Origin of the sequence: Clostridium aminobutyricum (assembly GCF_017255415.1) — a bacterium.
Taxonomy (GTDB): domain Bacteria; phylum Bacillota; class Clostridia; order Peptostreptococcales; family Anaerovoracaceae; genus Aminipila; species Aminipila aminobutyrica.
The window spans coordinates 341,904-367,887 of record NZ_JAFJZZ010000002.1 but is presented as its reverse complement, the minus strand read 5'-3'; the positions used below and the strand labels follow the sequence as shown (position 1 = coordinate 367,887).

The window sequence follows — 25,984 nt, the reverse complement described above, 5'->3', positions numbered from 1 at the left end:
ATGACAAAATTAAGTTTACATACTTTGTTAGGGTACCCATTCATTATCAAAAATTATTTTATTAAAAAAGGAGAGTATGATATGGAAAATGTAAAAGTAATTATTTGGGGACTAGGCGCAATGGGCGGCGGAATGGCTGATTTACTTCTAAAGAAGAAAGGTGTTGACATCGTTGGAGCTGTAGGCAGAGGTTCTAAGATTGGAAAGTCTATGTATGATTACATAAAGACAGAGAGAGGCGACAGACCTGACGTTATCATCGGATCACCGGAAGACGTGATTAAAAAGGGTGCTGCCGACGTCGTTCTTACTTGCACAGATTCTTTTACTAAAACTGCTTTTGACAGACTTAAGTTTGTTCTTGAACAGGGCATCAATGTCGTTTCTTCCGCAGAAGAAATGGCTTATCCGATGGCACAGGAGCCAGAATTAGCAAAGCAGCTGGATGAAATTGCAAAGGCAAATGGCGTTTCCATCATCGGTACAGGTATTAATCCGGGACTTATCATGGACTTACTGGTTGTGACAATGACCGGATGCTGTGAAGAAGTAGAACATATCGTATCAAGAAGAGTAAACAGCTTATCTCCTTTCGGACCTGCTGTTATGGTAGAGCAGGGAATCGGCATTACAGAACAGGAATTTATTGACGGTGTAAAGAGCGGACATCTTTCAGGTCACGTAGGCTTCCATGAATCCATCAGCATGATCGCAGATGCAATCGGTTGGAAGGTTGAAAAGATTACACAGACAATGGAACCAATTCTTACAGACGTAGACAGAAAATCTCCTTATGGATTTGCTAAAGCTGGAAATGCTGCAGGATGCGCAATGAAGGGCTACGGCTATGTGGACGGAGAATTAAAGATCGAAATGGATCACCCTCAGCAGATCGAACCAGAGCAGGTTGGCGTGCAGACAGGTGACTATGTAATCATCAAGGGAACACCAAACATTAATATGGTAAATTCACCGGAAGTACCGGGAGGAATCGGAACAATCGCTATGTGCGTAAATATGATCCCTCATATCATCAATGCAAGACCAGGTCTCTATACGATGATTGATCTGCCAGTTCCTCGTGTTATCATGGGAGATATGAGAGACTTAATTCACCCTGAAGCAAAAATTGTAAAATAAAGCTCAAGGCATGGGTGTAATAATAATTTGTAGAAATAAAAAACCAAAATAGAATGTTTAATTGACAATGGATTGGGGCACTCTGAATTTGACAGGAGTGTCCTAAACCATATCTGACATAGACTGACGGAGAATAAAAAAGGAGTGCAACATGATAAAGAAAGGCGAATGGGTTAGAATCCATAAAAACATATTGGAACCCTCGGAAAGGGCTCCTCAGGTTCCGGAGGACACAAAGCTTTGTCCGCTGGAAATGTGGGTGAAAGGGTATCTGCTTGCAGATGCAAAGATGGGGGATGAAGTTGAGATCGAAACCGTTACGGGAAGAAAAGAAACCGGAACGTTAATTGAAGTCAACCCTTACTATGATCATGACTTTGGAACGTTCGTCCCTGAGTTATTAGCAATCGACAAGCAGGTTCGAGATATTGTTTTTGGAGGTGATCGATAATGAGCAAGGCCAATGATTATGCATCCGTTATGGCTCGTAAGGCTGAAATCATGTTGAAGTCAGTCGGAATAGATTACTCCAAGTTCGAAAGCGGTTCCATTGCTTTTGACTATGAAAAAATGATGAGAGAAACCGGGTATACGCTGGAAGAGATGCAGAACATTCAATACAGCGTAAACGTTGGGAATACCCCTATCTTAGAATTAAAGAATTTGACGGCACTGGCCAGAGCTTGTGCACCGAAAGGGAAGGGCGCCAGAATCCTTATAAAGGATGAAGCGTGCAATCCATCCGGAAGCTTTAAGGCAAGAAGAGCTGCCAATGCAGTTTATCATGCGAAGAGACTGGGCTATAAAGGCGTTATTTCCGCAACGAGCGGAAACTACGGAGCAGCCGTAGCTTCTCAAGCAGCTATCGCAGGGCTGAAGTGTATTATCGTTCAGGAATGTTATGACTCCAAGGGAGTAGGGCAGCCTGAAATTGTTGAAAAAGCTAGAAAATGTGAAGCGTTAGGTGCGGAAGTGGTTCAACTATCCGTAGGACCTGAATTATTCTACAAGTTCTTATTGTTACTTGAAGAAACAGGGTATTTCAATGCTTCTTTATATACGCCATTCGGTATTGCCGGTGTGGAGACACTGGGCTATGAAATTTCCATGCAGTTTAGAGAAAAGTATGGAAAGGATCCGGATGTGGTTGTTTGCACCAATGCAGGAGGCGGCAATCTGACCGGTACAGCCAGAGGTTTAATCAAAGCCGGAGCGAAGAATACGACCGTAATTGGAGCCTCTGTTGATTTATCCGGACTTCATATGGCATCCGACAAAGCCTTCAATATGAAATCGTTTACAACAGGACACACCGGATTTGGTGTACCATTCTCCTCCTGGCCGGACAGATCGGATGTTCCTAGATCGGCAGCAAGACCGCTTCGATACATGGATCGTTATGTAACCATCACCCAAGGGGATGTATTCTACATGACAGAATGCTTGGCTACCTTGGAAGGGCTTGAAAAAGGGCCGGCTGGTAATACAGCGCTGGCAGCTGCTTTTGCACTGTCACAGGAACTGGATCAGGATCTGACCATTATCGTTCAGGAGACAGAGTACACGGGTGCCGGAAAGCATGTTCAGCCTCAGTTATCCTTTGCAAAAGCAAATGGAATTGAAGTCCGATTCGGCGATCCAAAGGATGAAATACCGGGCAAAAATATTATCCTTCCATCCCATCCATCCTTGTTAAAGGTAACCGATGTGGATTTGGATCATATGAGAAAATCGTTGATTAAGACTGCAATAAACACATATAAGGTGGAGACTCCGTCGGAAGAAGATATCGCATTCCTTGCGGAAGAAACGAAAAGCAGCATCGAGTATGTAAAAAACGTTATCAGCAGTCTATAGCATAAAAAGGAGATTCAAGATGAAATCAGGAATGAGAAGAGAAGATGATTTTCAGGAAAGACGTAAACATATTGCGAATCTTACTGATGAAGAACTTTACGCTCGCTTTTGGGAGCTAACGGAGCAAGTTGTTGCACCGCTTCTGGAATTAGGTAAAAAAAATACCACACCTTCTGTTGAGAGAGCCGTACTATTAAGAATGGGAATCTCCTCCCTTGACACGCAGAAAATTGTGGAAGGCTGCATGGACAGAGGTCTGATGGGCCACGGAACGGGTCACGTCGTATATAAGTTATCCAAGGAAAAAGGAATTTCCATCCGAGAAGCCGGAGAAATGCTGGGAAAAGGCGAAGGATGGGACGAAGCGGCAGCTTTGTTTAAATAAGGGGGGACAGAAAGATGACAGAACTAAAACATAATGAAAAACTAGATGTTAGAAGCATCTTGAAGGACCTTGACAAATATGAACCAAGAAGGAGAGGCTGGACTTGGAGAAAGCCGGCTCCCGGAATTAAAATGGGGCCCTTTGAATACAAGGATTGCTCCGAACCGCTAAAGAACAGCGTAGGACTTCCTCCTGCAAAGTTCTTTGGAGACATTGATCCGCAGCCGCTTCCCGTTATTACAACGGAAATCGCTTCCGGACGGTTTGAAGATGATATCAGAAGAATGAGAATGGCAGCTTGGCATGGCGCGGACCATATCATGGTTATCCGGCATATGGGCCAGTCTCATATTGATGGATTAATGGAAGGTACGCCGCAAGGTATCGGCGGTGTTCCTATTACCAGAAAGCAGGTTCGGGCACAGAGAAAAGCGCTGGATATTATAGAAGACGAAGTGGGTCGTCCAATCAACTACCATTCTTATGTATCCGGTGTTGCAGGTCCTGACGTAGCGGTTATGTTTGCAGAAGAAGGCATTAACGGTGCCCATCAGGATCCTCAGTACAATGTACTTTACAGAGACATTAACTGCGTAAGATCTTTCGTAGATGCTTGTGAATCCAAGAAAGTAATGGCGTGGGCAGGCATGCTTCAAATCGATGGGGCACACAATGCAAACGCAACGGCAAGAGAAGCTTGGAAGATCATGCCCGAGCTGATTGTGCAGCACTCCATTAACTCCCTGTTCTCAGAAAAAGTTGGTATCAGTCCTGATTTAATCAGTTTGTCAACAGTACCTCCTACTGCAACTCCTGCTCCTTGTGTATATATGGATTTACCATACGCAGTTGCACTAAGGGATATTTGCGGCAGATATAAGATGAGAGCGCAGCAAAACACGAAGTATATTTGTTCTTCTGCAAGAGAAGCAACAGTAACTCATGTTTTAAATATGCTGATTTCAAAGCTTACAAGTGCAGATATTCAGTCAACCATTACACCGGATGAAGGAAGAAACGTTCCTTGGCATATCTACAACATAGAAGCTTGTGACAATGCAAAACAGACTTTAGTGGGTCTGGATGGTCTGATGGACATGGTCGAATTAAAGAAAGACGGTCCATTACGGGATATGGCTAGAGAGCTGAAGGAAAGAGCTTGCCTGTTCATGGAAGAAATCATTGAAGTCGGCGGATACTTCCAGGCAGTGCAGGATGGATTCTTTGTGGACTCCGCAAGATATCCTGAAAGAAACGGTGACGGTATCGCAAGAAAAATCGAAGGCGGCGTAGGGTATGGTTACATTTTCGAAAGAGAAGAAGACTATATGGCTCCTGTAACTGCTCATTATGGCTACAATAACGTAGAACAGTATGGCGGCGATCCGAAGAATCCGGCAGCTTTAATCGGCGGCTGTACCTTTGAAGACAGAAGTAAGATTGTATTCATCGACGAATTAGATGAAACAGATAGCGTGAATGTAAGACTTGAAAATGTGAAGAAATATCTAGATGGCGAAGCAATCAAGCCGGAAGTAGAATGGTGTGGAGACGGAACGATCCTTCTTACTATGTGTATTCCTGCAAATAAGCGGGTTGCAGAAGCAACGGCGCTTCAGATTGGTACAAAGCTTGGACTTGAAAATCCTGAAGTAATCAGTAAAGAAGTTCTTCAAGAAGCAGAAGGTACACGAATCGAAATGAAGGGCAAGGTTGCCTTTGATATTGATCCGGCTACTCTTGTTATTCCACCGGAACCACACTATCTAAGCGATGAAGTTCTTTACAAAGAATTCAACGATCATCCGCTAAAGGTTGTTTGCGGTACAGTTGGAGAAGACGAACACTCGGTAGGGCTTCGTGAAATTATCAACATTAAGCACGGCGGTATTGAAAAGTGGGGCATTCAGGTTGAATATCTTGGTACTTCCGTTCCAGTAGAAAAGCTGGTTGATGCAGCAGTGGAATTGAATGCAGATGCAATCCTTGCTTCTACAATCATTTCACATGATAATGTTCACTATAAGAATATGAAGAGAATCAATGAACTGGCTATTGAAAAGGGCATCCGTGATAAGGTTATCATTGCTGCCGGCGGTACACAGGTTATTCCTGAAGAAGCACGTAAGACAGGTATTGATGAAGGTTTTGGAAGAGATTCTCACGGTATCGACGTTGCTACTTTCTTGGCAGAAGAAAGACAAAGAAGAAGAGTATAGAACACCATTTATAATCCTTGTGTAAGACAGGAAAAAGTCTACACATAATAGTCATTAACATAAGAACTATAAATAAATTTTGCTGATTCATTTATAGATAATGAGTCAAAGGCGGGTAATCCCCGCCTTTGGCAAAAAAAGAATTCGAATGCTACACTATTTTAGGAAATACCCTTTGCTGGTATATACATTTGAAAAGGTGAAAGGGGTTTAAGATGAAAATAGAAATCTTAGTTGCCGAAATCGGTTCAACCACAACAGTGGTCAATGCATTTACCGGTATTAATACAGAAAACCCTGTATTTTGGGGACAGGGACAGGCACCTACTTCTGTTTTGGATGGAGACGTAAGAATTGGTCTTCAAGGTGCGATTGATGATATGTGTAAAAAAATGAATATAGATAGTCTGGAGTACGATGAAATGCTTGCTACTTCATCCGCTGCAGGCGGTTTAAAAATGACAGTTCATGGGTTAGTTTATGATATGACAGCGAAAGCAGCAAAAGAGGCTGCACTTGGTGCAGGAGGCATTATCCATTATGTTACTGCAGGAAAGCTTCGCAGAACTGACCTTGCAAAGATAAAAGAAATTAATCCCAATTTAATCCTTATCGCAGGCGGTGTGGATTATGGTGAGCGGGATACCGCACTTGACAATGCAGAAATGATCCGCTCAATGGGCATAAAAACGCCAGTTATATATGCTGGAAATTGTGAAAACCAAGAAGAAATGAAGCTAATTTTCGATGAAGAAAGCGGCATGAAATTATACAATGTAGAAAATGTATACCCGAAGATTGATGATTTAAATGTGGAGCCCTGTCGAAAAGTTATACAGGATGCCTTTGAAGAACACATTACCAATGCCCCCGGCATGGAGCATGTGCGAGATATGGTAAGGGGTCCGATTATACCTACGCCAGGAGCAGTAATGGAATGTACAAAGCTTCTTTATGAATGCATAGGGGATTTAATTGTTATTGACGTAGGGGGAGCAACGACAGACCTCCATTCGGTAGCAACAGAATCGGATCAGGTTGCACGTATTATGATTTCACCGGAACCAAAGGCAAAAAGGACCGTAGAAGGAGACCTTGGTGTTTATGTCAATAGAATGAAGGTCATTGAGTCTATTGGAGAAGAGAAACTTCGGGAAGAATGTGAAAAGATGGGGCTTGACCTTGATAAAACACTGGAAAGCTATATCGCTATTCCAAAGAATGAGGATGAAATCAAACTGGTAGAAAGGCTGACAAAGGAAGCCGTTTTAAAAGCGGTGGAACGCCATGCAGGAAAAATAAGGTACGTTTATGGACCTTCAGGAAGAAGCACTGTTGCGGAGGGAAAGGATTTAACACAAGTAAAATACATTGTGGGGACCGGAGGGGCACTGACAAGATTACCTCATCGAGTGGAGCTCATGCAGGAGATTGCAAAGCATAATGAAACAGGACTGATGCTGTTTCCCGGCGAGCATGCACAAATCCTTGTCGATAACGATTATATTATGGCATCCCTTGGTGTTTTGTCAAAGAGGTATAAAGAAGCGGCTATCCGTCTGCTGGAAAAGAGCTTGAATTTCAAATTCCCTGAGAAAAAGGACACCTCTTATCAGACAAAGTATATTGATGAAATCAGCCGGGTGAATGAAGAAGCTATACGAAAAGAAGAAGAATATAAGAAGCATATCGAAGAATGTGAAGCTCTCGGCTACGATATGAGTGCATATAAAAACGAGGAGCCTATAGGCGGAGCAAACAAGAAGAATACGAGTGTTGCAGAAGTTGCAGGTGACGATGAAAAAGCTGGAATAAGAAACGGAGAAGGGGTGCAGGGAAGATGGGCAGCCGGACAAAATATGGGCGATTGCAATCATGATTGCAAATATTGCACCAGACCGCACTGTTCGTACCGTAAGAATTGCTAAGATTGCTAATCAAACTCTATATAATAAAAAAGGAGAGTAAAAATGTATCCGAAATTAGTCATTGATTTAAAAAAGCTGAAAAACAACCTGGAGGCTGTAGCAAAAATAACTACAGATCAAGGAAATTGTTCATTAATGATTGTGACAAAGGGGCTTTGTGCAGATAAAGAAATGGTGAAGCTTGTAGCAGGGCATCCGACTGTTCGGTATATGGCGGACTCCAGAGTAAAAAACTTGGAGTCTTATGCGGATTTTGTAAGAGAGCAGGGGAAAAAGACAGTTTTACTGAGACTGCCGATGCCTTCAGAAATAGAAAAAGTGGTAACCTATGCGGATATCAGTTTTAATTCAGAAATCAGTACCATTCGCCTGTTAAACGAAGAAGCGGCCAAACAAGGAAAGCGCCATAAGATCGTATTGATGATAGACCTTGGCGATTTGCGGGAAGGGATTTTCTTTGAGAATCATGAGCTGATATGCAGTACCATGGATGAGATCATGAAGATGGAGCATATCGAGCTGTATGGTCTAGGGGCTAATTTGACGTGCTATGGAGCTATCATACCGAAAAAGGAGAACTTATCCATCCTGACCGGATTGGCCTCAGAAATTGAGCAGAAATATGATATTCGTTTAAACATGATATCCGGAGGAAATTCCAGCTCGATATATTTAATCGAAAAAGGCGAATTGCCAAAGGGAATTAATAATCTGAGATTAGGAGAGGCTTTTCTTCTGGGAAATGACACGGCTTACGGGCAAAAACTGCCGGGGACGACAGGAGATGCCATCGTTCTGGAAGCACAGATTATTGAGCTTCAGCAAAAGCCTTCTCTTCCGATTGGGGAAGTTGGTGTGGACGCTTTTGGACAGAAACCCTATTATGAAGACAGAGGCATCATAAAAAGAGCCATTATAGCAATTGGCAAACAGGACACAGATACGGACAGCATGGTATCTCTTGACAAGAAAATGGAGATATTAGGAGCAAGTTCGGATCATCTGATAGTGGATGTAACCAATTCAAATACTACTTATAAAGTCGGCGATATCGTTCGTTTCGAAATAGGATATGGTGGCATGCTCAAACTCGCTACCAGCCCATATGTGGAAAAGCACTATTTGACATAATATTACCTCATTACTCCTACACTTGTCGTCCGTTAAAAATGGCGGACCAAGTGAACTACTTAATCATCAAAACATCAAAGCAAAAAGAATGTCTGAAAAGGCATTCTTTTTGCTTGACGGAGCTTGCCAAGAAAAAGCAATTCCTATATGATAATCTACAATACTGAAGAGGAAAAATGGTAGATCATTTCAGTGGATCACCGGCAAAAAAGTGGCAAAACTAGAGAATGAATCAAAATATATAGGGTATAAGTATATCCTATAGGAAACAATAAAAAGATGGCAGGGTACTTATGGAAAGAAAAAACTTTGTATATATTGTTCAATGCAGGGATCAGTCACTCTATACAGGATGGACGACCGACTTGGAAGAACGCCTTAAAACACACAATGGAGAAAACGGTGGAAGTGCAGCAAAATATACACGGGGAAGAAGACCTGTAGACTTGGTCTACAGCGAAGAATTTGAGACGAAATCGGAAGCCTTGAAGAGAGAATGCGCCATTAAAAGGTTAACCAGAAAGAAAAAATGGGACCTGATTAACAGTAAAAGAGAGCAAGAATAACCCCGATTGTATTTAAATTGCATAGCAGGAAAAAGGCGTTGAAATTTTCCTATAGCGTGATAAAATGGAAATATAAGCACAGAATGTATACGATTTTTTATTTTAATACATTTTTGCCGAATAGAGAATAGGACTTTGGCTATCGGCGAAATATTTATAAAATTACTGGTGAAGCAGACAGCCATGTCCGCTGTGAAATGATCAGGAAGGAATTCAATAAATAGTAAGGAGAATCTACATGGCAAACCAATTAAATACGGCTGAGATGTTAGTAAAATGCTTGGAAAAAGAGGGTGTCGAATATATTTTTGGGATTCCCGGCGAAGAAAATCTCGAATTGATGAACGCACTTTACGAATCCTCCATTAAATTCATTACGACAAGACATGAACAGGGAGCATCTTTCATGGCCGATGTTTATGGAAGACTGACAGGAAAAGCCGGCGTTTGCCTGTCAACGCTTGGACCGGGGGCAACCAACCTTGTTACGGGAGTCGCCGATGCACATGAAGACGGGGCACCGTTAGTAGCAATAACAGGTCAGGTAGGAACGGAGCGAATGCATATCACTTCTCATCAGTCCTTGGACTTGTGCAAATTATTTGAACCGATTACCAAGAGGAGCAAACAGATTGTACGGCCGGATACGGTAAATGAAATCGTGCGAATCGCATTTAAATATGCGGAGAGTGATAAACCGGGAGCCTGCCATATTGATCTGCCGGTTAATATTGCCTCTATGCCGGTAGGGGAAGAAAAGCCCCTTGAAAAAAAGCATCCGTCTCCTGAATTGGCAGATATTGAGAATATTGAAGATGCTGCAGGCGCAATTTTTTCGGCAAAAGCCCCGGTCATTTTAGTAGGAAGCGGTGCAGTAAGAGGCAAATGCAATGATGCGCTGACAAAATTTGCAGAGGCCCTAAAGATACCGGTATTAAATACCATGATGGCAAAGGGAATCATTTCTTATGAAAATAAGTATTCGATGTGGACTATCGGCATTCCGCAGAAAGATTATGCAAATAAAGTATTAGAAAAATCCGATTTAGTAATAGCAGTTGGCTACGATATCGTGGAGTATTCACCAACCAAGTGGAATAAAGAGGGAAAGCACCGAATTATACACGTAGATTCAAGCCCTTCCCATATCAATAAATATTATCAGCCGGAGGTTGAAGTCGTAGGGGACATCGTCAATTCACTGAACCAAATCAGGAGGCGGGTACATCGTAATAACGAACCGGAATATGCGCTCAGGGTAAAAGCCGCTATGGTGGAGGAATACAATTCCTATAAAGACGATTGCAGTTTTCCGATGAAGCCGCAGAAAATTTTGCTGGATGTCCGTAAGGTTCTCGATCAAGACGATATTGTTATCTCTGATGTGGGCGCCCATAAAATGTGGATTGCGCGGCATTATCTTTGTCAGAAACCGAATACTTGTATTATTTCCAACGGATTTGCGACGATGGGTATCGCGGTTCCGGGTGCTGTTGCCGCAAAACTGATTAATCCAAGCAAGAAAGTGCTGGCGATAACAGGAGACGGCGGTTTTATGATGAACTCACAGGAAATTGAAACGGCAATTCGAATCGGAACTCCTTTTGTTACCCTTATCTTTAACGATGGCAGTTATGGACTGATTAAATGGAAACAGATGGATACCTATAATAAGAGCTGCTATGTGGATTTCGGAAACCCGGATTTTGTAAAGTATGCGGAAAGCTTCGGTGCAAAAGGATATCGAATCGAGTCCGCAGAGGACTTGATTCCAACACTGATAGACGCCTTTGCGCAAGATGTGCCTTGCATCATCGACTGTCCGGTGGATTATGAAGAGAATGTAAGATTAACGAACCACTTAAGAGAATTAGGTGAAAAAGAAATCGAGTAACAGAGTTTACCTTCTAATTAGAAAAAGGATGCCTGGCGAAGCAAAACACTTTTCTTCGGGCATCCTTTTTGTTCTTTTTCTTTGTTAAATGGACCTTTGCGATACACTTTTACTATGAAAATGGGTACTCACCTGATTAGGAATACGCCTTGTCAAACGTAATAATGGCAAAGTAAGTCTGATTGATCTCCTTAATTCTTCGGTTAACAATCCCTTTGATTTCCGATTCTTCTATTTTGCATTCCGAAGAAATCACGGCGTCAAAGATAATATTGGTGTGGGTAGTTCCCGGAATAACTCTTAAATCATGCATTCCTATGACCCCGTCTAACGAATCGAGTGCTGCCTCTATAACCGTGTGAAGTTCTGCAATGATCGGGTCATTGGTTTTGACGGGATCCATATGAGCGACTAAATGTATATGAAGGGCGTCACTAAGCTCCTTTTCGATGTTGTCAATCATATCGTGGATTTCCATCAAATCGCCGTCTGCATCCACCTCAATATGAATGGAGGCAAAGGTACGCCCCGGGCCGTAGCTGTGCACGACGAGATCATGAATGCCGAGAACGCCTTCCCTGCTTTTTACGCCCTCGAAAATAGCTTCAACTAACGCTGGATCAGGTGCTTCTCCAAGTAAAGGACTGGCGGTTTCCTGAATCAGTTTGATACCGGACCAGATGATAAATAAAGCGACCCCACATCCCATTATGCCGTCCAAATGCAAGTTGGTGGCCTTTCCAATAAGGATGCCGGCAAGAACTGCAGTGGTTGCAATTACATCATTTCTGCTGTCCGTTCCGGTTGCAATAAGTGCAATAGAGTTGATTTTCTTGCCTGCTGATATATTGAATGCAGCTTGCCATACTTTTATAGCGATTGCAAATACCAGAATTAAGATAGACGTGAGGTTGAATTCCAACACCTCGGGATGCAATACCTTTTCAAAAGAAGTTTTAAGGAGTTGAAACCCGATAAAGATAATAATGATGGAGATCAAGAGCCCTGATAAATATTCGATTCGTGCATGGCCGTATGGATGTTCTTTATCCTCCGGTTTTGCCGCCATTTTGAATCCGATCAGCGTAATAATGGAGGAAGCCGCGTCTGCGAGGTTGTTAATGCCGTCCGCAATGATGGCAATACTGTGAATGATTATACCAATGACAATTTTTGTACTGCATAAGAGCAGATTAGATATAATACCAACTACCCCGGCCAGTTGCCCGTATTTTTTTCGGACGTCCGGGTTCTGAGTATTCTTATAATCTTTAATAAAGGTTCGAATCAGAAAATGAGTCATCGTACTCTCCTTACTGGTTTTATGATATACTATCTTTAATTGTATGCTAAATATTGGGAGGATGCAATGTCAAGAAAAGTAGAAAATTTAAAAAGGTTCGGCGAAACCGTAAACGCCATGGCGCAAGGCCGAGAAATTTTTTGGATAAATCCCAAGGGCAAAGAAAATTGTTTTTCAAAACAGATTACCCAAGAGGATATTGATTTAGCGGAAGCACGGCTTCAGCGTTTTGCGCCTTATATCAGAAAAGTATTCCCCGAAACAGAAAAAAGCGGCGGAATTATTGAATCTCCGCTGCGGGATATTCCCACTATGCAGAAAGCATTATCACAGATGCTCGGCGTGGAGCATACCGGCAGGCTCCTGTTAAAATGTGATAGTCATTTGCCCGTATCAGGCTCCATAAAAGCCCGAGGCGGTATTCATGAAGTTTTAAAATTTGCCGAAGAGGTGGCGATGCATGAAGGTAAAATTTCGTTAGAGGACAACTATGAAGTCTTTGCAGAGGATCACTTTAAAGCGATGTTTGGAAAATACAGTGTAGCAGTAGGCTCTACGGGTAATTTAGGACTATCCATCGGTATCATGAGTGCTCAATTAGGGTTTGATGTGACCGTCCATATGTCCTCTGACGCAAGACAGTGGAAAAAGGAGTTATTGCGTGAAAAAGGCGCGACTGTAATCGAATATCAAGATAGTTATCAGAAAGCAGTGTCGGAAGGGCGGAAAGCCGCGGAAGGAAATCCAACCTGCCACTTTGTGGACGACGAAGGGTCTTTGGATTTATTTCTGGGGTATGCTACGGCAGGAAAACGGCTGGCCGCTCAGTTAATCGAGCAAAGGGTAACCGTGGATGAAGACCATCCGCTATTGATCTATATTCCTTGCGGAGTCGGCGGTGCACCGGGGGGAGTGACCTATGGGATTAAGAAAATATTCGGCGAGCATGCGCATTGCTTTTTTGCTGAACCAACTCACGCACCTTGCATGGCACTGGGCATGATAACGGGCTTGCACGACGAAATCTCCGTAGAGGATATCGGCCTCGACGGCAAAACGGCAGCAGACGGGCTGGCAGTAGGCAGACCTTCCAGATTAGTGGGGAAAACCTTAGAGATGCTCATTGATGGTATATCGACGATAGACGATCATAAGTTATTCCGTTACCTGAAAGCACTGGCAGATTCGGAAAATATATGGATTGAGCCGTCGGCCTGCGCGACGTTTGACACGGTTGCAAGAGTTCTTCAACATAAAGAATATTTGAAGATGTATCACTTGGAAAGCAAAATAAAAAAGGCCACCCATATTTTGTGGGCGACCGGTGGTAGTATGGTTCCGAGCGAAGAAATGCAGCAATACTATGATAAAGCTACTTCGACTTTTCTTCGATAGCTTCTAATAAAGCTTTGGCCAATTGATCCGGACATGATGTAGATTTATGACCGCAGTGAAGACCTTCCAGTTTTTTTATAACTTGATCCACGGGCATATCCTCGATAAGACAGGCAATGCCTTTTAGGTTTCCGTTGCAGCCGCCATAGAATTCAACATTTTTAACTTTGTCGTCTTCAATTTCAAAGGATAGATTTTGGGCACATACACCGCGGGGTTTATAATTGTATAGCATGAAATAAATTCCTTTCTCTAAAGTCTGTCATCTACTAATATTGTATCATGGGTCCGTGAATTTGACACTAAGAAATCAAAACAAAAATGGAGTACAAAGGTGTACTCTGTTTTTTTTATTTATTTGTATTACAGAATAGTAAAAGGCTCTCATATCATAGATAAAAAGCAGTATTGTATATATTAAAATAAATAGAATTGAGTATTTTAATATAATCAGTTATTTTGTATAATGGAAAAACAGGTAAACTATTACAACAAAAGGAGAACGAAATTATGAGTACAAATACTGCAGAAGTTTCAAGAAATGCAACGAAAATGTTGGTCATCAATGCACTATTTATCGCGTTAACCCTGGCGGCTACCATGTTTATTAATATAAGGCTGCCGTTTATGGGCAATGGCGGTCTTATCCATCTGGGGAATGTACCGCTGTTTATCGCTGCAATGGTCTATGGAAAAAAGACAGGAGCCATCGCAGGAGCGTTTGGAATGGGCATGTTCGATGTGATTTCCGGATGGACCGCGTGGGCACCGTTTACGTTCGTTATAGTAGGAACAATGGGCTTCCTAGTCGGATTAATCACGGAAAAAGTTCCTTGGAAACCGATTGTTGTCAATACAATCGCTATTATTGCTGCGCTTATCATAAAAATTGTCGGCTATTATTTTACAGAAGTGATTTTATACGGCAATTGGGTTGCTCCGTTCGGTTCTATACCGGGCAATGTGATGCAGGTCGTGATTGCCGCTATTATTGTATTGCCGATTGCGGAGCGGCTTAAAAAGTTGGCTAAAATATAGAAAAAGGAGTGCGGAGTAATGTATAAGATCATGACACCGGGCCCGACAAGGGTAAAAGAGAATGTTCGTTTAGCAAGAAGTTTGGAGTGCACCAATCCCGACATAGATCCTGCATTTTGTGAGTTTTATAAAGAAACCTGTGACCTTTTGGCGCAGCTGATGCATACGAAAAATGAAGTCTACATCTTAGGAGGGGAAGGAATTTTGGGATTGGAAGCAGCTTGTGCCTCATTAACCGAGCCGAATGACCGTGTATTGGTAATAGACAATGGGATTTTCGGAAGAGGTTTTGCTGATTTTGTAACGATGTACGGAGGCAAAGCGGTTTCCTTTGTATCCGACTATCAGCAGCCTGTGGATGCGGAAGAACTGAGAAGCTTTCTGGAAAAAGATTCAGATTTTAAGTATGCGACTGTCGTGCATTGTGATACACCGAGCGGGGTTTTAAATGATATCCATGCTATCTGCAATTTACTTGCGGAATACAACATCCTAACCGTGGTGGATTCTGTGGCGGCGATGTTCGGTGAAGTTGTCAATGTGGATGAAAGTAAAATCGATATTCTATGCGGCGGCTCTCAAAAAGCACTGTCTGCGCCTCCGGGATTGACCATGCTATGGGTGAGTGAGAAAGCGATAGCTGCTATGGAAAACCGAAAAACTCCGATTGCGGCATTCTATGCAAATATTTTAACCTTCAAAAATTATTATGCAGAAAAATGGTTCCCATACACCATGCCGATCAGTGATATCTACGGATTGAGGGCAGCCATTGACAATGTGATTCAAGACAAAGAGATTTTAAGCAGACACGAAAAAGTGGCCAGAGCTACAAGAAAAGCCGTTCTGGCAGCGGGTCTTCAGCTGTATCTGAAGGAAGGGTATGCCAACACCGTTACGGTTATTCAAGTGCCTGAAGGTTATACCGATAAACAAATCCTGGATGTAATGAAAGAAACGTATCAAGTGATGATCGCCGGATGCTTTGATATCCTTGCCGGAAAAGTCATTCGAATCGGGCATATGGGGGAAAATGCGTATCCGGAAAACTTGGTAGAAGTGATGGATGCCATGACCAAAACCTTGAAAGGATTAGGGTTTCCTATCCAATGCGATATGACCGAAGTATTTTTGGCAGAATGTAATCAATAAGAAATAAATTCAAAACCCGTTCAATGAACTCCAATCATCATTGAGCGGGTTTTATTCATTCAGTTCCTTTTCAGTACTAAATTTTGTCAAGTTAAGCGAAAATTTAGGCGTTAATCCCATGCATAAGATACCGTCTGTTAGACATACCTTATTACTATATTTGTGTATTTTAATGAAGAGGAGAAACAACATGAGAAAATTTAAAGTGATGGCAATTACGCTGGTAATATCCCTATTACTAAGCACGGTCAGTACATTTGCTTGTACCGCTGTTTATGTCGGAAAAGAGGTAAGCACGGATGGGAGTACCATTATTGCTAGAAGTGAAGATCAAGGAACCGGTGCCTACAACAAGCTGTTTGTTGTAGTGGACAGGGTTGAAAATGTTCCGGGGCGCACAATGGATGATGTCAATGGATTTTCCTATCCGCTTCCGGCAACAACCTATCAGTATACAATGGTTCCGGATTATTCCGAAGCTGGAGACGGCCCATATCCGGGCGCATGTACAAACGAATATGGCCTAAGCATCAGTGCAACGGTGTCTGCATCGCCAAGACCGGAAGTGGAAGAGGCTGACCCATTTGTAGAAGGAAGTTTAAGAGAAGCCGTTCTTACAGGCATTGTGGCTGCCACGTGTAAAACAGCCGAAGAAGGAGTAGACCTTCTAGCAGAAACTATTGAAACCTATGGATCTGAAGAGGGGAACGTGATCCTGCTTGCCGATCAAAAAGAAGCATGGATTTTTGAAGTATACAGCGGACATCTATGGGCCGCACAAAAAATGCCCGCGGATAAGGTCGCCGTATTTGGCAATCAATTTATGATCGATGCCGTTGATCCTGCGGATACTCATAACTTTAAGTATCAAAAGGATTTATTTACTACTGCGGATAAGAATGGTTGGACGAAGAAAGAGAACAATTTAGTAAATTTAGCGGCAACCTTCGGTGAAGCAAGAGAAGACTATTCCAATATGCGTACTTGGATGGGACACAAGCTGTTATCTCCATCATCCGTTGGAGACTATGCAACGAATGCTTATTATCCGTTGTTTTATAAACCGGATGCAAAGGTCTCTGCATTGCAGGTAATGGATGTTTTGCGAAATCGATATGAAGGAACAAAGTTTGATGCATCCCTTCCAGGGAATGAAGAGTTAAGAGTAATTGGAGTGGAACGCCAGTCACAGATTCACGTGATACAGATTCGAGAGGATTATCCTCAAGAAATTTCTGCGTTACAGTGGCTTGCTATGGGGAATGCAGAGCATTCCGTCTTTTTACCGAACTTCAGCGGGATTACAGATACCTACGAAGCTTATAAGGTGGATGGCGAATTTTACAATGAGAATGGTGCATATTGGAAGTTTAAGAGAATCTGTACCTTAGCGGAGCAAAATAGAAGTTTCTACGGTCAAGGAGTAAGAGATTATTGGAATTTCTATGAAGAACAGCTTTATGCGCAAATGCAAAACGCTGAAAAAGAGATGGTAACGTTATATAAGAAAGATCCGCAGCAAGCGAAAAAATATGTGACGGATTTACATAGGAGCATTGCACAAAAAGCATGTAAGGATGCAGATCATTTATACGATCAACTATTGTTCTTTGTAATGGATCGATATGGGCGTACAGCGGCGAAGCTGGGCAATCCGTTTGTTGCAGACATCTCTTTGCGTGATGCAGCAGCGGCAAAAGGATATACGGTAAAATGGGCTGGAAATGGAACGCCGATAAAAATAACAAAGGGTAATACCGTATACAGTTTGACAATTGGGGAAGACCTGTGTATCGTCACTAAAAACGGAAAGAGCACAGAGATTAAACTGGAATATGTCCCAACGGTAAAAGATGGAGTAACGTATATACCCCTTAATTTTGTGATGACTATATAACAAACTAACCCAAAAAATAAACGAGGGTGACTCAAAAGAATTTCTTTGAGACACTCTCGTTTTAATGCTGCGGTATTAAAGGAGGCTTTTTTTATGCTTCGCCACTTGTGCCATCATACTGATTAGTGTCAATGCGGCGAGCCGTACTGTGATGCCGGTAGGATCATATTGCGGAGCGACTTCTACCAAATCAATAGCAACGATTTCGCCCATTTGACAGATTCCTTCAAAGATATCAATCACTTGATCGTAAAACAGCCCTCCGGGATAAGGGGAGGCAACGCCCGGTGCGATAGACATATCATAACCGTCAATGTCTACGGTAACAAAATACTTCTCTGCTTTAGGAATTTTCTTTAAAACTCCTTCCACTCCGATTTTATGTACTTCACGTGCAGAGATAAGCTGGCTGCCGTAGGCCTTCGCCTCCATAAAATCGGATTCTTTGCTGCTTCCGATGCCCCGCAGGCCAATCTGCGCCATCTTATCAATGTGTTCCATCTCGGACAGTCGCCGCATAGGGCTGCCGTTTCCGTAAATTTGAGGCCCTACGTGATCCGTCCAATCTAAATGTGCATCAAATTGAACCACACTGACGTTATCGTGAATACTTTCCAAGGCTCTCCCCACCGGAATGGAAATCGAGTGATCGCCGCCTATGACAATGGGAATCGCGCCTTTTTCAATGATTTTTCGTACGGCATACTCAATTTGTTCAAAAGAATAATTCAAATCACCTTGTAAAATGTCGGCATCGCCGCAATCCATTATCTTGATAGGAGCTGCCAATAGCTGTTCGTCTGTTTCGAAGTTATAGAAACCGGCCTCTCCGCGAGCGTACTGAGTAGAGGCTTCTCTGATTCGGCGTGGAGCTAGTCTTGAGCCGCTTAGAAAACCTACACCTAAGTCATAGGGAACCCCCAGAATGGCCATATCTGCATCCAGCTGGTCTAAATCGGTGCAGATCGGGTATTTGGCAAAGGAACAAATTCCTGTAATCGGTTGATTGATTCTATCCATTTTATAATGCCTCCTAGTTTTCGGTCTGTGTTATATAATCGGGCAAGCTATGACAGACGCTTGCAACGATTGCCCATTGTAAACCCGCAAAATTTCAATCTCAACATTTACGCATAATCAAGTATAGTATTAATTTTAAATTGTGTACATAAGAGAAAAAATTTGTTATACTGAAAAATATTAATATTATTAAGTTTATGAGGCGGCCCGCTTAATTAAATTAAGCATAGAACAGGGAGGCATTTTGTCAAAGGATAAGACTATGGATAATACGGATTATAACATCATCAATATTTTGCAAAAGGACGGGAGAAGCACCATCAAGGAGATCGGACAGCAGGTGAGCTTAACCTCGCCGGCTGTAGCGGAACGAATCCGAAGACTTGAAAGTGCCGGCATTATAAAAGGGTATACGGCTGAAATCGATATAATGAAGCTCGGAAAAGGCATTTCGGCATATATCAACGTAGATGTATATCCTAAGAAATATGAGTTGTTCTGCAAATTTTGTGAGAATACAGAAGCGATCATGGAACATCATCACATTGTAGGCGTTCATAATTCCCTTTTAAAAATATTCGTCGATGATTCGGAAGCACTGGAAGCCTTGCTCGGACAAATTAAAATATACGGAACATCACAGACTTCTGTACTGCTGAAATCGTATTTTACCAAAAAGGAGATTATTGGTAAAAAGGAAAAATAAAAGGCAAAAACTTGTGTCAAACAACATAAAATGTTATAATTTTTTGGCCGAAAAAAATAAATTCATTTGCAAATCACACCAAATAAGATTCAATTCAGGTGGATCCCACTGGATTCAAGCATATGTATCAATTAAAATACAAAGTTAATTCCGTTTTATTTTTATACTTTGATATGTAGTAAAATTGGAGTATAGTTATTATATAAAAGTAGAGGTTATAGGAGGATGGACATGAAAGCGATCATGACAGGAAATGAAGCAGTCGCACGAGGAGCATATGAAGGTGGACTTGTATTTGCTTCAGCATATCCGGGAACACCAAGTACAGAAATCCTGGAAAATATAGTGAACTATAAAGAAGATATTTATTGTGAATGGGCGCCAAATGAAAAAGTTGCTCTTGAGGCAGCAATAGGAGCTTCCGTTGCAGGAGTACGATCCATGGCAGCGATGAAGCATGTAGGAGTAAATGTAGCGGCAGACCCATTGTTTACATTCGCATATACAGGCGTAACCGGAGGCTGCGTATTGGTTTCTGCAGATGATCCGGGGATGCATAGCTCACAGAATGAGCAGGATAACAGAAATTATGCCACAGCTGCTAGACTATTGATGCTGGAGCCTTCCGACAGTCAAGAAGCAAAAGACTTCATGAAGCTTGGCCTTGAACTTTCAGAGCGATTCGATACACCGGTTCTGCTTCGTATGACCACAAGAGTCTGTCACAGCAAAAGTCTTGTGGAACTGGGCGAGCGGGTGGAAAAACCCATCGTAAAATATGAAAAGAATATTTCAAAGTTTGTTGCGACTCCGGCAAACGGAAAAATAATGCGAAGAAATCTGGTAGGCAGGCTGAAAGCAATGGAAGAATATGCTGTTACAGCTGAAATCAATAAGCCGGAATACAATGGAGACGAAATCGGCGTTATCAGCTCCGGAATCGCTTATCAGTATGCAAGAGAAGTATTCGGTGAACAGGTATCTTATCTAAAATTAGGAATGACGTTCCCTATGCCGATGGCTCTTATCAAAGAGTTTGCAAGTAAGGTGAAAAAACTTTACGTTATTGAAGAGATGGACCCATACATAGAAAATCATCTAAAGATGGCAGGAATCAGCTGTATCGGAAAAGAAGTGATCCCGGAATACGATGAATTAAATACGGATATCGTACGTCAAGCTGTTTTCGGTGAAAAGAATGAAGGCATTAAAGTGACCAAAGAAGCGGTTATGAGACCGCCTACACTTTGTGCAGGATGCCCTCACAGAGGCTTCTACTATGGTCTAAGCAAGAAAAAGAACTTGATTATCACAGGAGACATCGGTTGCTACACCCTTGGCTCTGCACCTCCGCTTTCCGCTATGGACACTTGTTTCTGCATGGGCGGCAGTATCAGTGCAGGACATGGTGCTGCTCAGGCGCTGAAGAAGGCAGGAAATCAGGACTTAAAGGTCGTTTCTGTGATCGGTGATTCAACCTTCTTCCATTCCGGTATTACCAGTTTGATTGATGCCGTTTACAATAAGAGTAACTGTGTTTCCGTCATCTTGGATAATAGAATAACCGGCATGACCGGACATCAGGAAAATCCCGGAACAGGATATACGTTGATGGGAGAAGAAACCGTAGAGGTGGATATCGAAAAGCTTTGCCTTGCAATCGGTATTAAGCAGGAAAATATGTATGTCATCAATCCAAATAAGCTGGATGAAGTAAACAAAGCGCTTGACGACGCATTGGCAAAAGAAGAGCCGACGGTCATCATTACAAAGTGGCCTTGTATTTTAAAGAAATTCAGCGCACAGGATAAAAAGGATTTTGATCTATCGCCTAAGAAATGTGCAATCAATCAGGAACAATGCAAAAAGTGCAGAATTTGCGTCGGTGTCGGTTGTCCGGCTATTCATTCCGGTAAAATTATTGAAATCGAGCAAACATCTTGTACCGGCTGCGCAGTATGTGCACAGGCTTGTCCGTTTGATGCAATTGAGGAGGTATAGTCATGAGTGACGTTAAAAATATATTATTAGTAGGTGTTGGCGGTCAGGGCACCATTCTTGCCAGCAAAATTTTGACGGAAGGTCTGGTAGAAGCCGGATATGAAGTGAAGATGTCCGAAATTCACGGCATGTCGCAGCGAGGCGGAAATGTCAGCACCCAGATACGATACGGAAAGCAAGTGTTTTCACCGATTGTCGGAAAAGGGGAAGCAGACGTTATTGTCGCATTCGAAAAGATGGAAGCGTTAAGATGGGTGGAATACCTAAGACCGGAAGGAAAGATGGTCATTAATGATTTTGAAATCCCATCCGTTCCTATTTTAATGGGCAAGGTTGAATATCCGCAGGGCATTCTAGAAGAATTATCCGAAAAAGTTTCCGTGATTGTGATAAAAGCAGCAGAAATTGCAGAAGCTATCGGCAACAGTAAAACCATGAATATTGTGCTTCTCGGTGCACTTGTAAAGGCGATGAATGTAGACGGCGCTGATTGGAAAAAGGCAATTGTGAATAACGTGAAAAAAGGATTTGAAGAAATTAATTTAAAAGCCTTTGAAGCAGGTTTTCAATTATAATTTATGAAAAGACGTAAATTCTTGAGCTGTCAGGCAGCGAGTCGGGTTTGTTTCAATCCGGCTGAACAAAAACAAAATTTGAGGAGAGCATAAAATATATGAGAAATTTTGAAGAACTAATCGAACTGGTTCAAAAAAATCCTCAAAAGAAAAAAGTAGTAGTTGTGGCAGCTCATGATGAGCACACATTAGAAGGAATTAATAGGGCGTATGAAAACGGCATTGTGTCTCCGATATTAATCGGAGACACTGCTCAAATACGGGAAATTATTAATAAAGAAGGTTTTTCTTTTTCGGATGCAACGATGATTCATTTAACGGATGACATGGAAGCGGCTAAAAAAGCTGTTTTGATGATTCGAGAAGGTGAAGCGGATTTTATTATGAAAGGGAAGATTCAAACGGCCGATTTACTGAGACAAGTAGTCAATCGGGAAACAGGCCTTCGTACAGGCGGTATCATGTCTCATGTGGGACTGTTTGAAATACCCGGTTATCGTAAATTAATCGTCATCACAGACGGCGGAATGATCCCTTATCCAACGGTACCGCAAAAAGCGATGATTATCCAAAATGCAGTTTCCGTGCTGAAGCAGTTGGGCTATGAACTGCCGAAGGTTGCCGCTTTAGCTGCGACGGAAGTGATCAATGATGAGATTCAGGAATCCCTGGATGCTGCACAGCTGAAAAAAATGAATCTGGAAGGGAAAATAACCGGCTGCATCGTAGAAGGGCCTATTTCCTATGACTTGATGATGAGTAAAGAATCTGCCTATATAAAAGGGTATGACAGTCCGGTGACGGGGAATACCGATATTCTTTTAACCCCGGATATGACAACCGGAAATCTGCTTGCCAAGGCGCTGCTTTTTAATGCGGGAAGCAGGATGGCAGGGATCATCGTAGGGGCGAAGGCTCCGATTGTTTTAGTATCAAGAGGGGCCAGCTCGGAAGAAAAATATTTATCCCTAGTATTAGCGTCTGCGGCATCTAACATGTGGGTAAAGGACCAAAGAGCAGATCATAAAAATAAAATAGTAGCCATTAATCCGGGCTCTACTTCAACAAAGGTTGCGTTGTATGAAGAGGATAAAAAGGTATTTGAACACACTATCGAACATACGTCGGAAGAGTTGGCTGAATTTGAAGAACTGACCGATCAATTGGAATTTAGATATCAACTGATTGAATCGGTATTGAAAAAAGAAAACGTCAATCTTAATGAGTTGACGGCTGTCGTTGGAAGAGGGGGACTCCTTCCAAACATGGGCAGCGGCGGTTATGTGGTAAATGACGCGATGCTGGACGCCTTACAAACCGGATTGGCCTCCCCGCATGCCTCTAATTTAGGCGCACTCTTGGCTCATAAAATGGCTCAGCCACTGGGAATAGCCGCGTATATTTACGATGCGGTGACATCAGACGAGTTTGAAGAGATCGCTAAAATAACAGGTATGCCTGAAGTACGAAGGCAAAGTATGTGCCATGTATTAAATATGAAAGCCGTATCTCGAAAAGTAGCTCAGAAATATGGTAAAACCTATGAGGAGTTGAACCTGATTGTGGTGCATATGGGCGGAGGCATCAGCATCGGGGTCCACAGCGGCGGAAAAATCATCGATGCGATACGGGATGATGCGGGGCCGTTTGCTCCGGAGCGCGCAGGCGGACTGCCGCTGCTGTATATTGTAGATATGTGTTATTCCGGAAAGTATAATAAAAAACAGATGATCAAAAAAATCCGAGGCGAAGGAGGACTCAAAGCTTATTTAGGAACTTCGGATTGCAGGAAGATTGAAAAAATGATTGCGGAAGGCAATCAGAAAGCGGAGCTTCTGTATGAAGCATTGGCTTATCAGGTGGCAAAAGGAATCGGAGAACTGGCTCCTGTTTTAAAAGGTAAAGTTGATTTTATCATTTTAACGGGAGGTTTGGCTTATTCAGCAAAGATGGTAGAAATGGTCACCGAAAGAGTTCAGTTTATAGCACCGATTGAAGTGGCGCCCGGTGAGGATGAGATGGAAGCATTGTCCTTGGGGGCCTTGAGACTTTTAAAAGGCGAAGAGACTGCGAAAGAGTATGTATTGCCAAAGGAGGACAATAGAAAATGATTGCAAAAAGTATGGAAAGCTATGTGACAGGCAGTTCTGCCATTCGGGCGATGTTTGAAGAAGGTGCTAAACTAGCGAAAATTTACGGAGCTGAAAATGTATATGATTTCAGCTTAGGAAATCCCAATTTAAATCCGCCGGAAGAAATCAAGCAGGCGATTCTTGATGTGCTAAATGAAGAAGAGCCTACGTTTGTTCACGGCTATATGAACAATGCCGGCTATGAAGATGTAAGAGCGAAGATTGCAGAACATCTCAATAAGAAGTTTTCGGCAACATTAAAGGCCGATAACATTTTGATGACCGTGGGTGCAGCCGGCGGGTTAAATGTTATTTTCAAGACCTTATTGGATCCGGGGGATGAAGTCATCGTATTTGCGCCATACTTTGGAGAATATCGCAGCTATATAGCCAACTATAGCGGCAAGCTGGTGACCATACCGCCGAATACGGAAACCTTCCAGCCGAATTTGGAAACTTTGAAAGGCAGTATTACGCAAAAGACAAAGGCCGTCCTGATCAATTCGCCGAACAATCCAACGGGAGTCGTTTATTCGGAAGCCACGCTGAAAGAACTTGCCGCCATTCTGACAGAAAAAGAAAAAGAATTCGGCATCGACATTTATTTGGTTGCAGATGAACCTTACAGAGAATTGGTGTACGATGGCGCAGAAGTTCCTTATGTACCACATTATTTTAAAAACACAATCATTGGCTATTCCTACAGCAAATCCCTTTCTTTGCCCGGTGATCGAATCGGCTATTTGGTTGTGCCGGAAGAAGTGGCAGATTTTGAAAATCTGATGGTTGCAGCAAGTACAGCGAATCGTATCATGGGCTTTGTGAATGCACCATCCCTCATGCAAAGAATGGTTGCAAGGTGCTTAGATTGTTCTGTAGATATTGAGATTTACAACCGAAATAGAGAAGCTCTTTACAACGGCCTCACGGATTTCGGCTATGAATGCATTAAGCCGGAGGGGTCTTTCTACTTATTTGTAAAGGCACCGATCGAAGATGATGTAGCGTTTTGCAGAGTCGCTAAGGATTATAGAATATTGATCGTACCGGGAAGTGCATTTGGTTGTCCGGGTTATGTGCGAATTGTATATTGTGTGGCCTATGACACCATCATTCATGCGCTACCGCAGTTTAAGAAGCTAATCGAAGACATAAAAAATAAATAATCGCAGATACATAATTGAAGCAAGGTTCTTCTGAAGAGGGCCTTGTTTTTTTATGTAATAGGAAATGTCGTTGGCTTTTCCTATTACATAAAAAAGGGAAGTGCAGAGGGGTGGAAGTCTCTTTGCCGATCCAGGAGGGTGCGCAGCGAATGACGTGAGCGCCGAAGGGAGCCATAGGGTTCCCTAGCGGAGTGGCGAAGCCATTTTTTTATGTACCGGAAATTTTATCGGACTCACTTTCTGTCGATTAATTGTTTTAATAAGGTATCAAAATAAAGTTTAGTAACATACAATGAATAAAAAATGAGATCACGAATATAGATAAGACTATAGGCTGGAAATACGTTGCAAATAATGTAAATAACTGTTGAAAATTGCTGGTTTGTAGCGTAATATTAACCATGCGAGCTTAAGGAAGTTAAATAAATGTTTAGATGTAAATACCGATTTAGAAACAATGTTTATATAGTAATGAAGGA

The 25,984-nt window shown here is 42.3% G+C and carries 21 protein-coding genes; 18 read left to right on the top strand and 3 right to left on the bottom strand.

What is annotated here, in order from left to right; translation table 11 throughout:
* Positions 1–81: 81 nt before the first annotated feature.
* From ord to JYB65_RS07925, 9 genes are all read left to right on the top strand, one after another.
* Positions 82–1,140, top strand: coding sequence for a 2,4-diaminopentanoate dehydrogenase (ord, locus tag JYB65_RS07965; RefSeq protein WP_206582116.1), 1,059 nt, complete (start codon positions 82–84; stop codon positions 1,138–1,140).
* Between the two features lie 151 nt (positions 1,141–1,291).
* Positions 1,292–1,591 (top strand): 2-amino-4-oxopentanoate thiolase subunit OrtA, encoded by a 300-nt coding sequence (ortA, locus tag JYB65_RS07960; RefSeq protein WP_206582115.1) that lies wholly within the window; start codon positions 1,292–1,294, stop codon positions 1,589–1,591.
* Positions 1,591–2,997 carry a 2-amino-4-oxopentanoate thiolase subunit OrtB gene (ortB, locus tag JYB65_RS07955; RefSeq protein ID WP_206582114.1) on the top strand — a complete coding sequence of 469 codons (1,407 nt, stop codon included), beginning with the start codon at positions 1,591–1,593 and terminating at the stop codon, positions 2,995–2,997. Before ortA ends, ortB begins: the two co-directional genes overlap by 1 nt.
* A gap of 19 nt (positions 2,998–3,016) precedes the next feature.
* Entirely contained in the window at positions 3,017–3,382 is a 366-nt protein-coding gene (locus JYB65_RS07950) for an ornithine aminomutase subunit alpha (protein ID WP_342366641.1), read from the top strand.
* A 14-nt stretch (positions 3,383–3,396) separates the two neighbouring features.
* On the top strand, positions 3,397–5,601 hold the full coding sequence (oraE, locus tag JYB65_RS07945) for a D-ornithine 4,5-aminomutase subunit OraE (RefSeq protein WP_206582113.1): 2,205 nt from the start codon (positions 3,397–3,399) through the stop codon (positions 5,599–5,601).
* 215 nt (positions 5,602–5,816) lie between these two features.
* Positions 5,817–7,529 (top strand): GlmL-related ornithine degradation protein, encoded by a 1,713-nt coding sequence (locus tag JYB65_RS07940; protein ID WP_342366640.1) that lies wholly within the window; start codon positions 5,817–5,819, stop codon positions 7,527–7,529.
* A gap of 42 nt (positions 7,530–7,571) precedes the next feature.
* Positions 7,572–8,660, top strand: coding sequence for an ornithine racemase Orr (orr, locus tag JYB65_RS07935; RefSeq protein ID WP_206582112.1), 1,089 nt, complete (start codon positions 7,572–7,574; stop codon positions 8,658–8,660).
* Positions 8,661–8,953: 293 nt separating this feature from the next.
* Positions 8,954–9,226 (top strand): GIY-YIG nuclease family protein, encoded by a 273-nt coding sequence (locus JYB65_RS07930; RefSeq protein ID WP_206582111.1) that lies wholly within the window; start codon positions 8,954–8,956, stop codon positions 9,224–9,226.
* Between the two features lie 238 nt (positions 9,227–9,464).
* Positions 9,465–11,120: an acetolactate synthase large subunit gene (locus JYB65_RS07925; RefSeq protein WP_206582110.1), complete on the top strand. Its 1,656-nt coding sequence runs from the start codon at positions 9,465–9,467 to the stop codon at positions 11,118–11,120.
* A 136-nt stretch (positions 11,121–11,256) separates the two neighbouring features.
* On the opposite strand, the gene JYB65_RS07920 is transcribed toward JYB65_RS07925, so the two are convergent.
* Entirely contained in the window at positions 11,257–12,423 is a 1,167-nt protein-coding gene (locus tag JYB65_RS07920) for a cation diffusion facilitator family transporter (RefSeq protein WP_206582109.1), read from the bottom strand.
* 66 nt (positions 12,424–12,489) lie between these two features.
* Here JYB65_RS07920 and JYB65_RS07915 point away from each other — a divergent pair, with 66 nt between their 5' ends.
* On the top strand, positions 12,490–13,818 hold the full coding sequence (locus JYB65_RS07915; RefSeq protein WP_206582108.1) for a D-serine ammonia-lyase: 1,329 nt from the start codon (positions 12,490–12,492) through the stop codon (positions 13,816–13,818).
* On the opposite strand, the gene JYB65_RS07910 is transcribed toward JYB65_RS07915, so the two are convergent.
* The gene (locus JYB65_RS07910) at positions 13,796–14,053 is read right to left on the bottom strand and encodes a TIGR03905 family TSCPD domain-containing protein (RefSeq protein ID WP_206582107.1); all 258 of its coding nucleotides are present in this window, start codon (positions 14,051–14,053) and stop codon (positions 13,796–13,798) included. The genes JYB65_RS07915 and JYB65_RS07910 overlap by 23 nt on opposite strands.
* 275 nt (positions 14,054–14,328) lie before the next feature.
* Between JYB65_RS07910 and JYB65_RS07905 the strand changes: the two genes are divergently transcribed.
* From JYB65_RS07905 to JYB65_RS07895, 3 genes are all read left to right on the top strand, one after another.
* On the top strand, positions 14,329–14,856 hold the full coding sequence (locus tag JYB65_RS07905; protein ID WP_206582106.1) for an ECF transporter S component: 528 nt from the start codon (positions 14,329–14,331) through the stop codon (positions 14,854–14,856).
* 18 nt (positions 14,857–14,874) lie between these two features.
* Positions 14,875–16,008: a pyridoxal-phosphate-dependent aminotransferase family protein gene (locus JYB65_RS07900; RefSeq protein WP_206582105.1), complete on the top strand. Its 1,134-nt coding sequence runs from the start codon at positions 14,875–14,877 to the stop codon at positions 16,006–16,008.
* Between the two features lie 190 nt (positions 16,009–16,198).
* A complete protein-coding gene (locus JYB65_RS07895; protein ID WP_206582104.1) occupies positions 16,199–17,905 on the top strand; it encodes a C69 family dipeptidase in 1,707 nt (568 codons plus the stop codon).
* A gap of 75 nt (positions 17,906–17,980) precedes the next feature.
* On the opposite strand, the gene speB is transcribed toward JYB65_RS07895, so the two are convergent.
* Positions 17,981–18,925 carry an agmatinase gene (speB, locus tag JYB65_RS07890; protein ID WP_206582103.1) on the bottom strand — a complete coding sequence of 315 codons (945 nt, stop codon included), beginning with the start codon at positions 18,923–18,925 and terminating at the stop codon, positions 17,981–17,983.
* 244 nt (positions 18,926–19,169) lie between these two features.
* On the opposite strand from speB, the gene JYB65_RS07885 reads away from it, so the two are divergent.
* The 5 genes from JYB65_RS07885 (at position 19,170) to JYB65_RS07860 (ending at position 25,505) form a co-directional block, all read left to right on the top strand.
* Positions 19,170–19,631: an Lrp/AsnC family transcriptional regulator gene (locus JYB65_RS07885; RefSeq protein WP_245156622.1), complete on the top strand. Its 462-nt coding sequence runs from the start codon at positions 19,170–19,172 to the stop codon at positions 19,629–19,631.
* A 231-nt stretch (positions 19,632–19,862) separates the two neighbouring features.
* On the top strand, positions 19,863–21,632 hold the full coding sequence (gene iorA, locus JYB65_RS07880) for an indolepyruvate ferredoxin oxidoreductase subunit alpha (protein WP_206582102.1): 1,770 nt from the start codon (positions 19,863–19,865) through the stop codon (positions 21,630–21,632).
* Between the two features lie 2 nt (positions 21,633–21,634).
* The gene (locus JYB65_RS07875) at positions 21,635–22,207 is read left to right on the top strand and encodes an indolepyruvate oxidoreductase subunit beta (RefSeq protein ID WP_206582101.1); all 573 of its coding nucleotides are present in this window, start codon (positions 21,635–21,637) and stop codon (positions 22,205–22,207) included.
* A gap of 98 nt (positions 22,208–22,305) precedes the next feature.
* Entirely contained in the window at positions 22,306–24,318 is a 2,013-nt protein-coding gene (buk, locus tag JYB65_RS15210; protein WP_342366639.1) for a butyrate kinase, read from the top strand.
* A complete protein-coding gene (locus JYB65_RS07860; RefSeq protein WP_206582100.1) occupies positions 24,315–25,505 on the top strand; it encodes a pyridoxal phosphate-dependent aminotransferase in 1,191 nt (396 codons plus the stop codon). Before buk ends, JYB65_RS07860 begins: the two co-directional genes overlap by 4 nt.
* Positions 25,506–25,984: the final 479 nt, after the last annotated feature.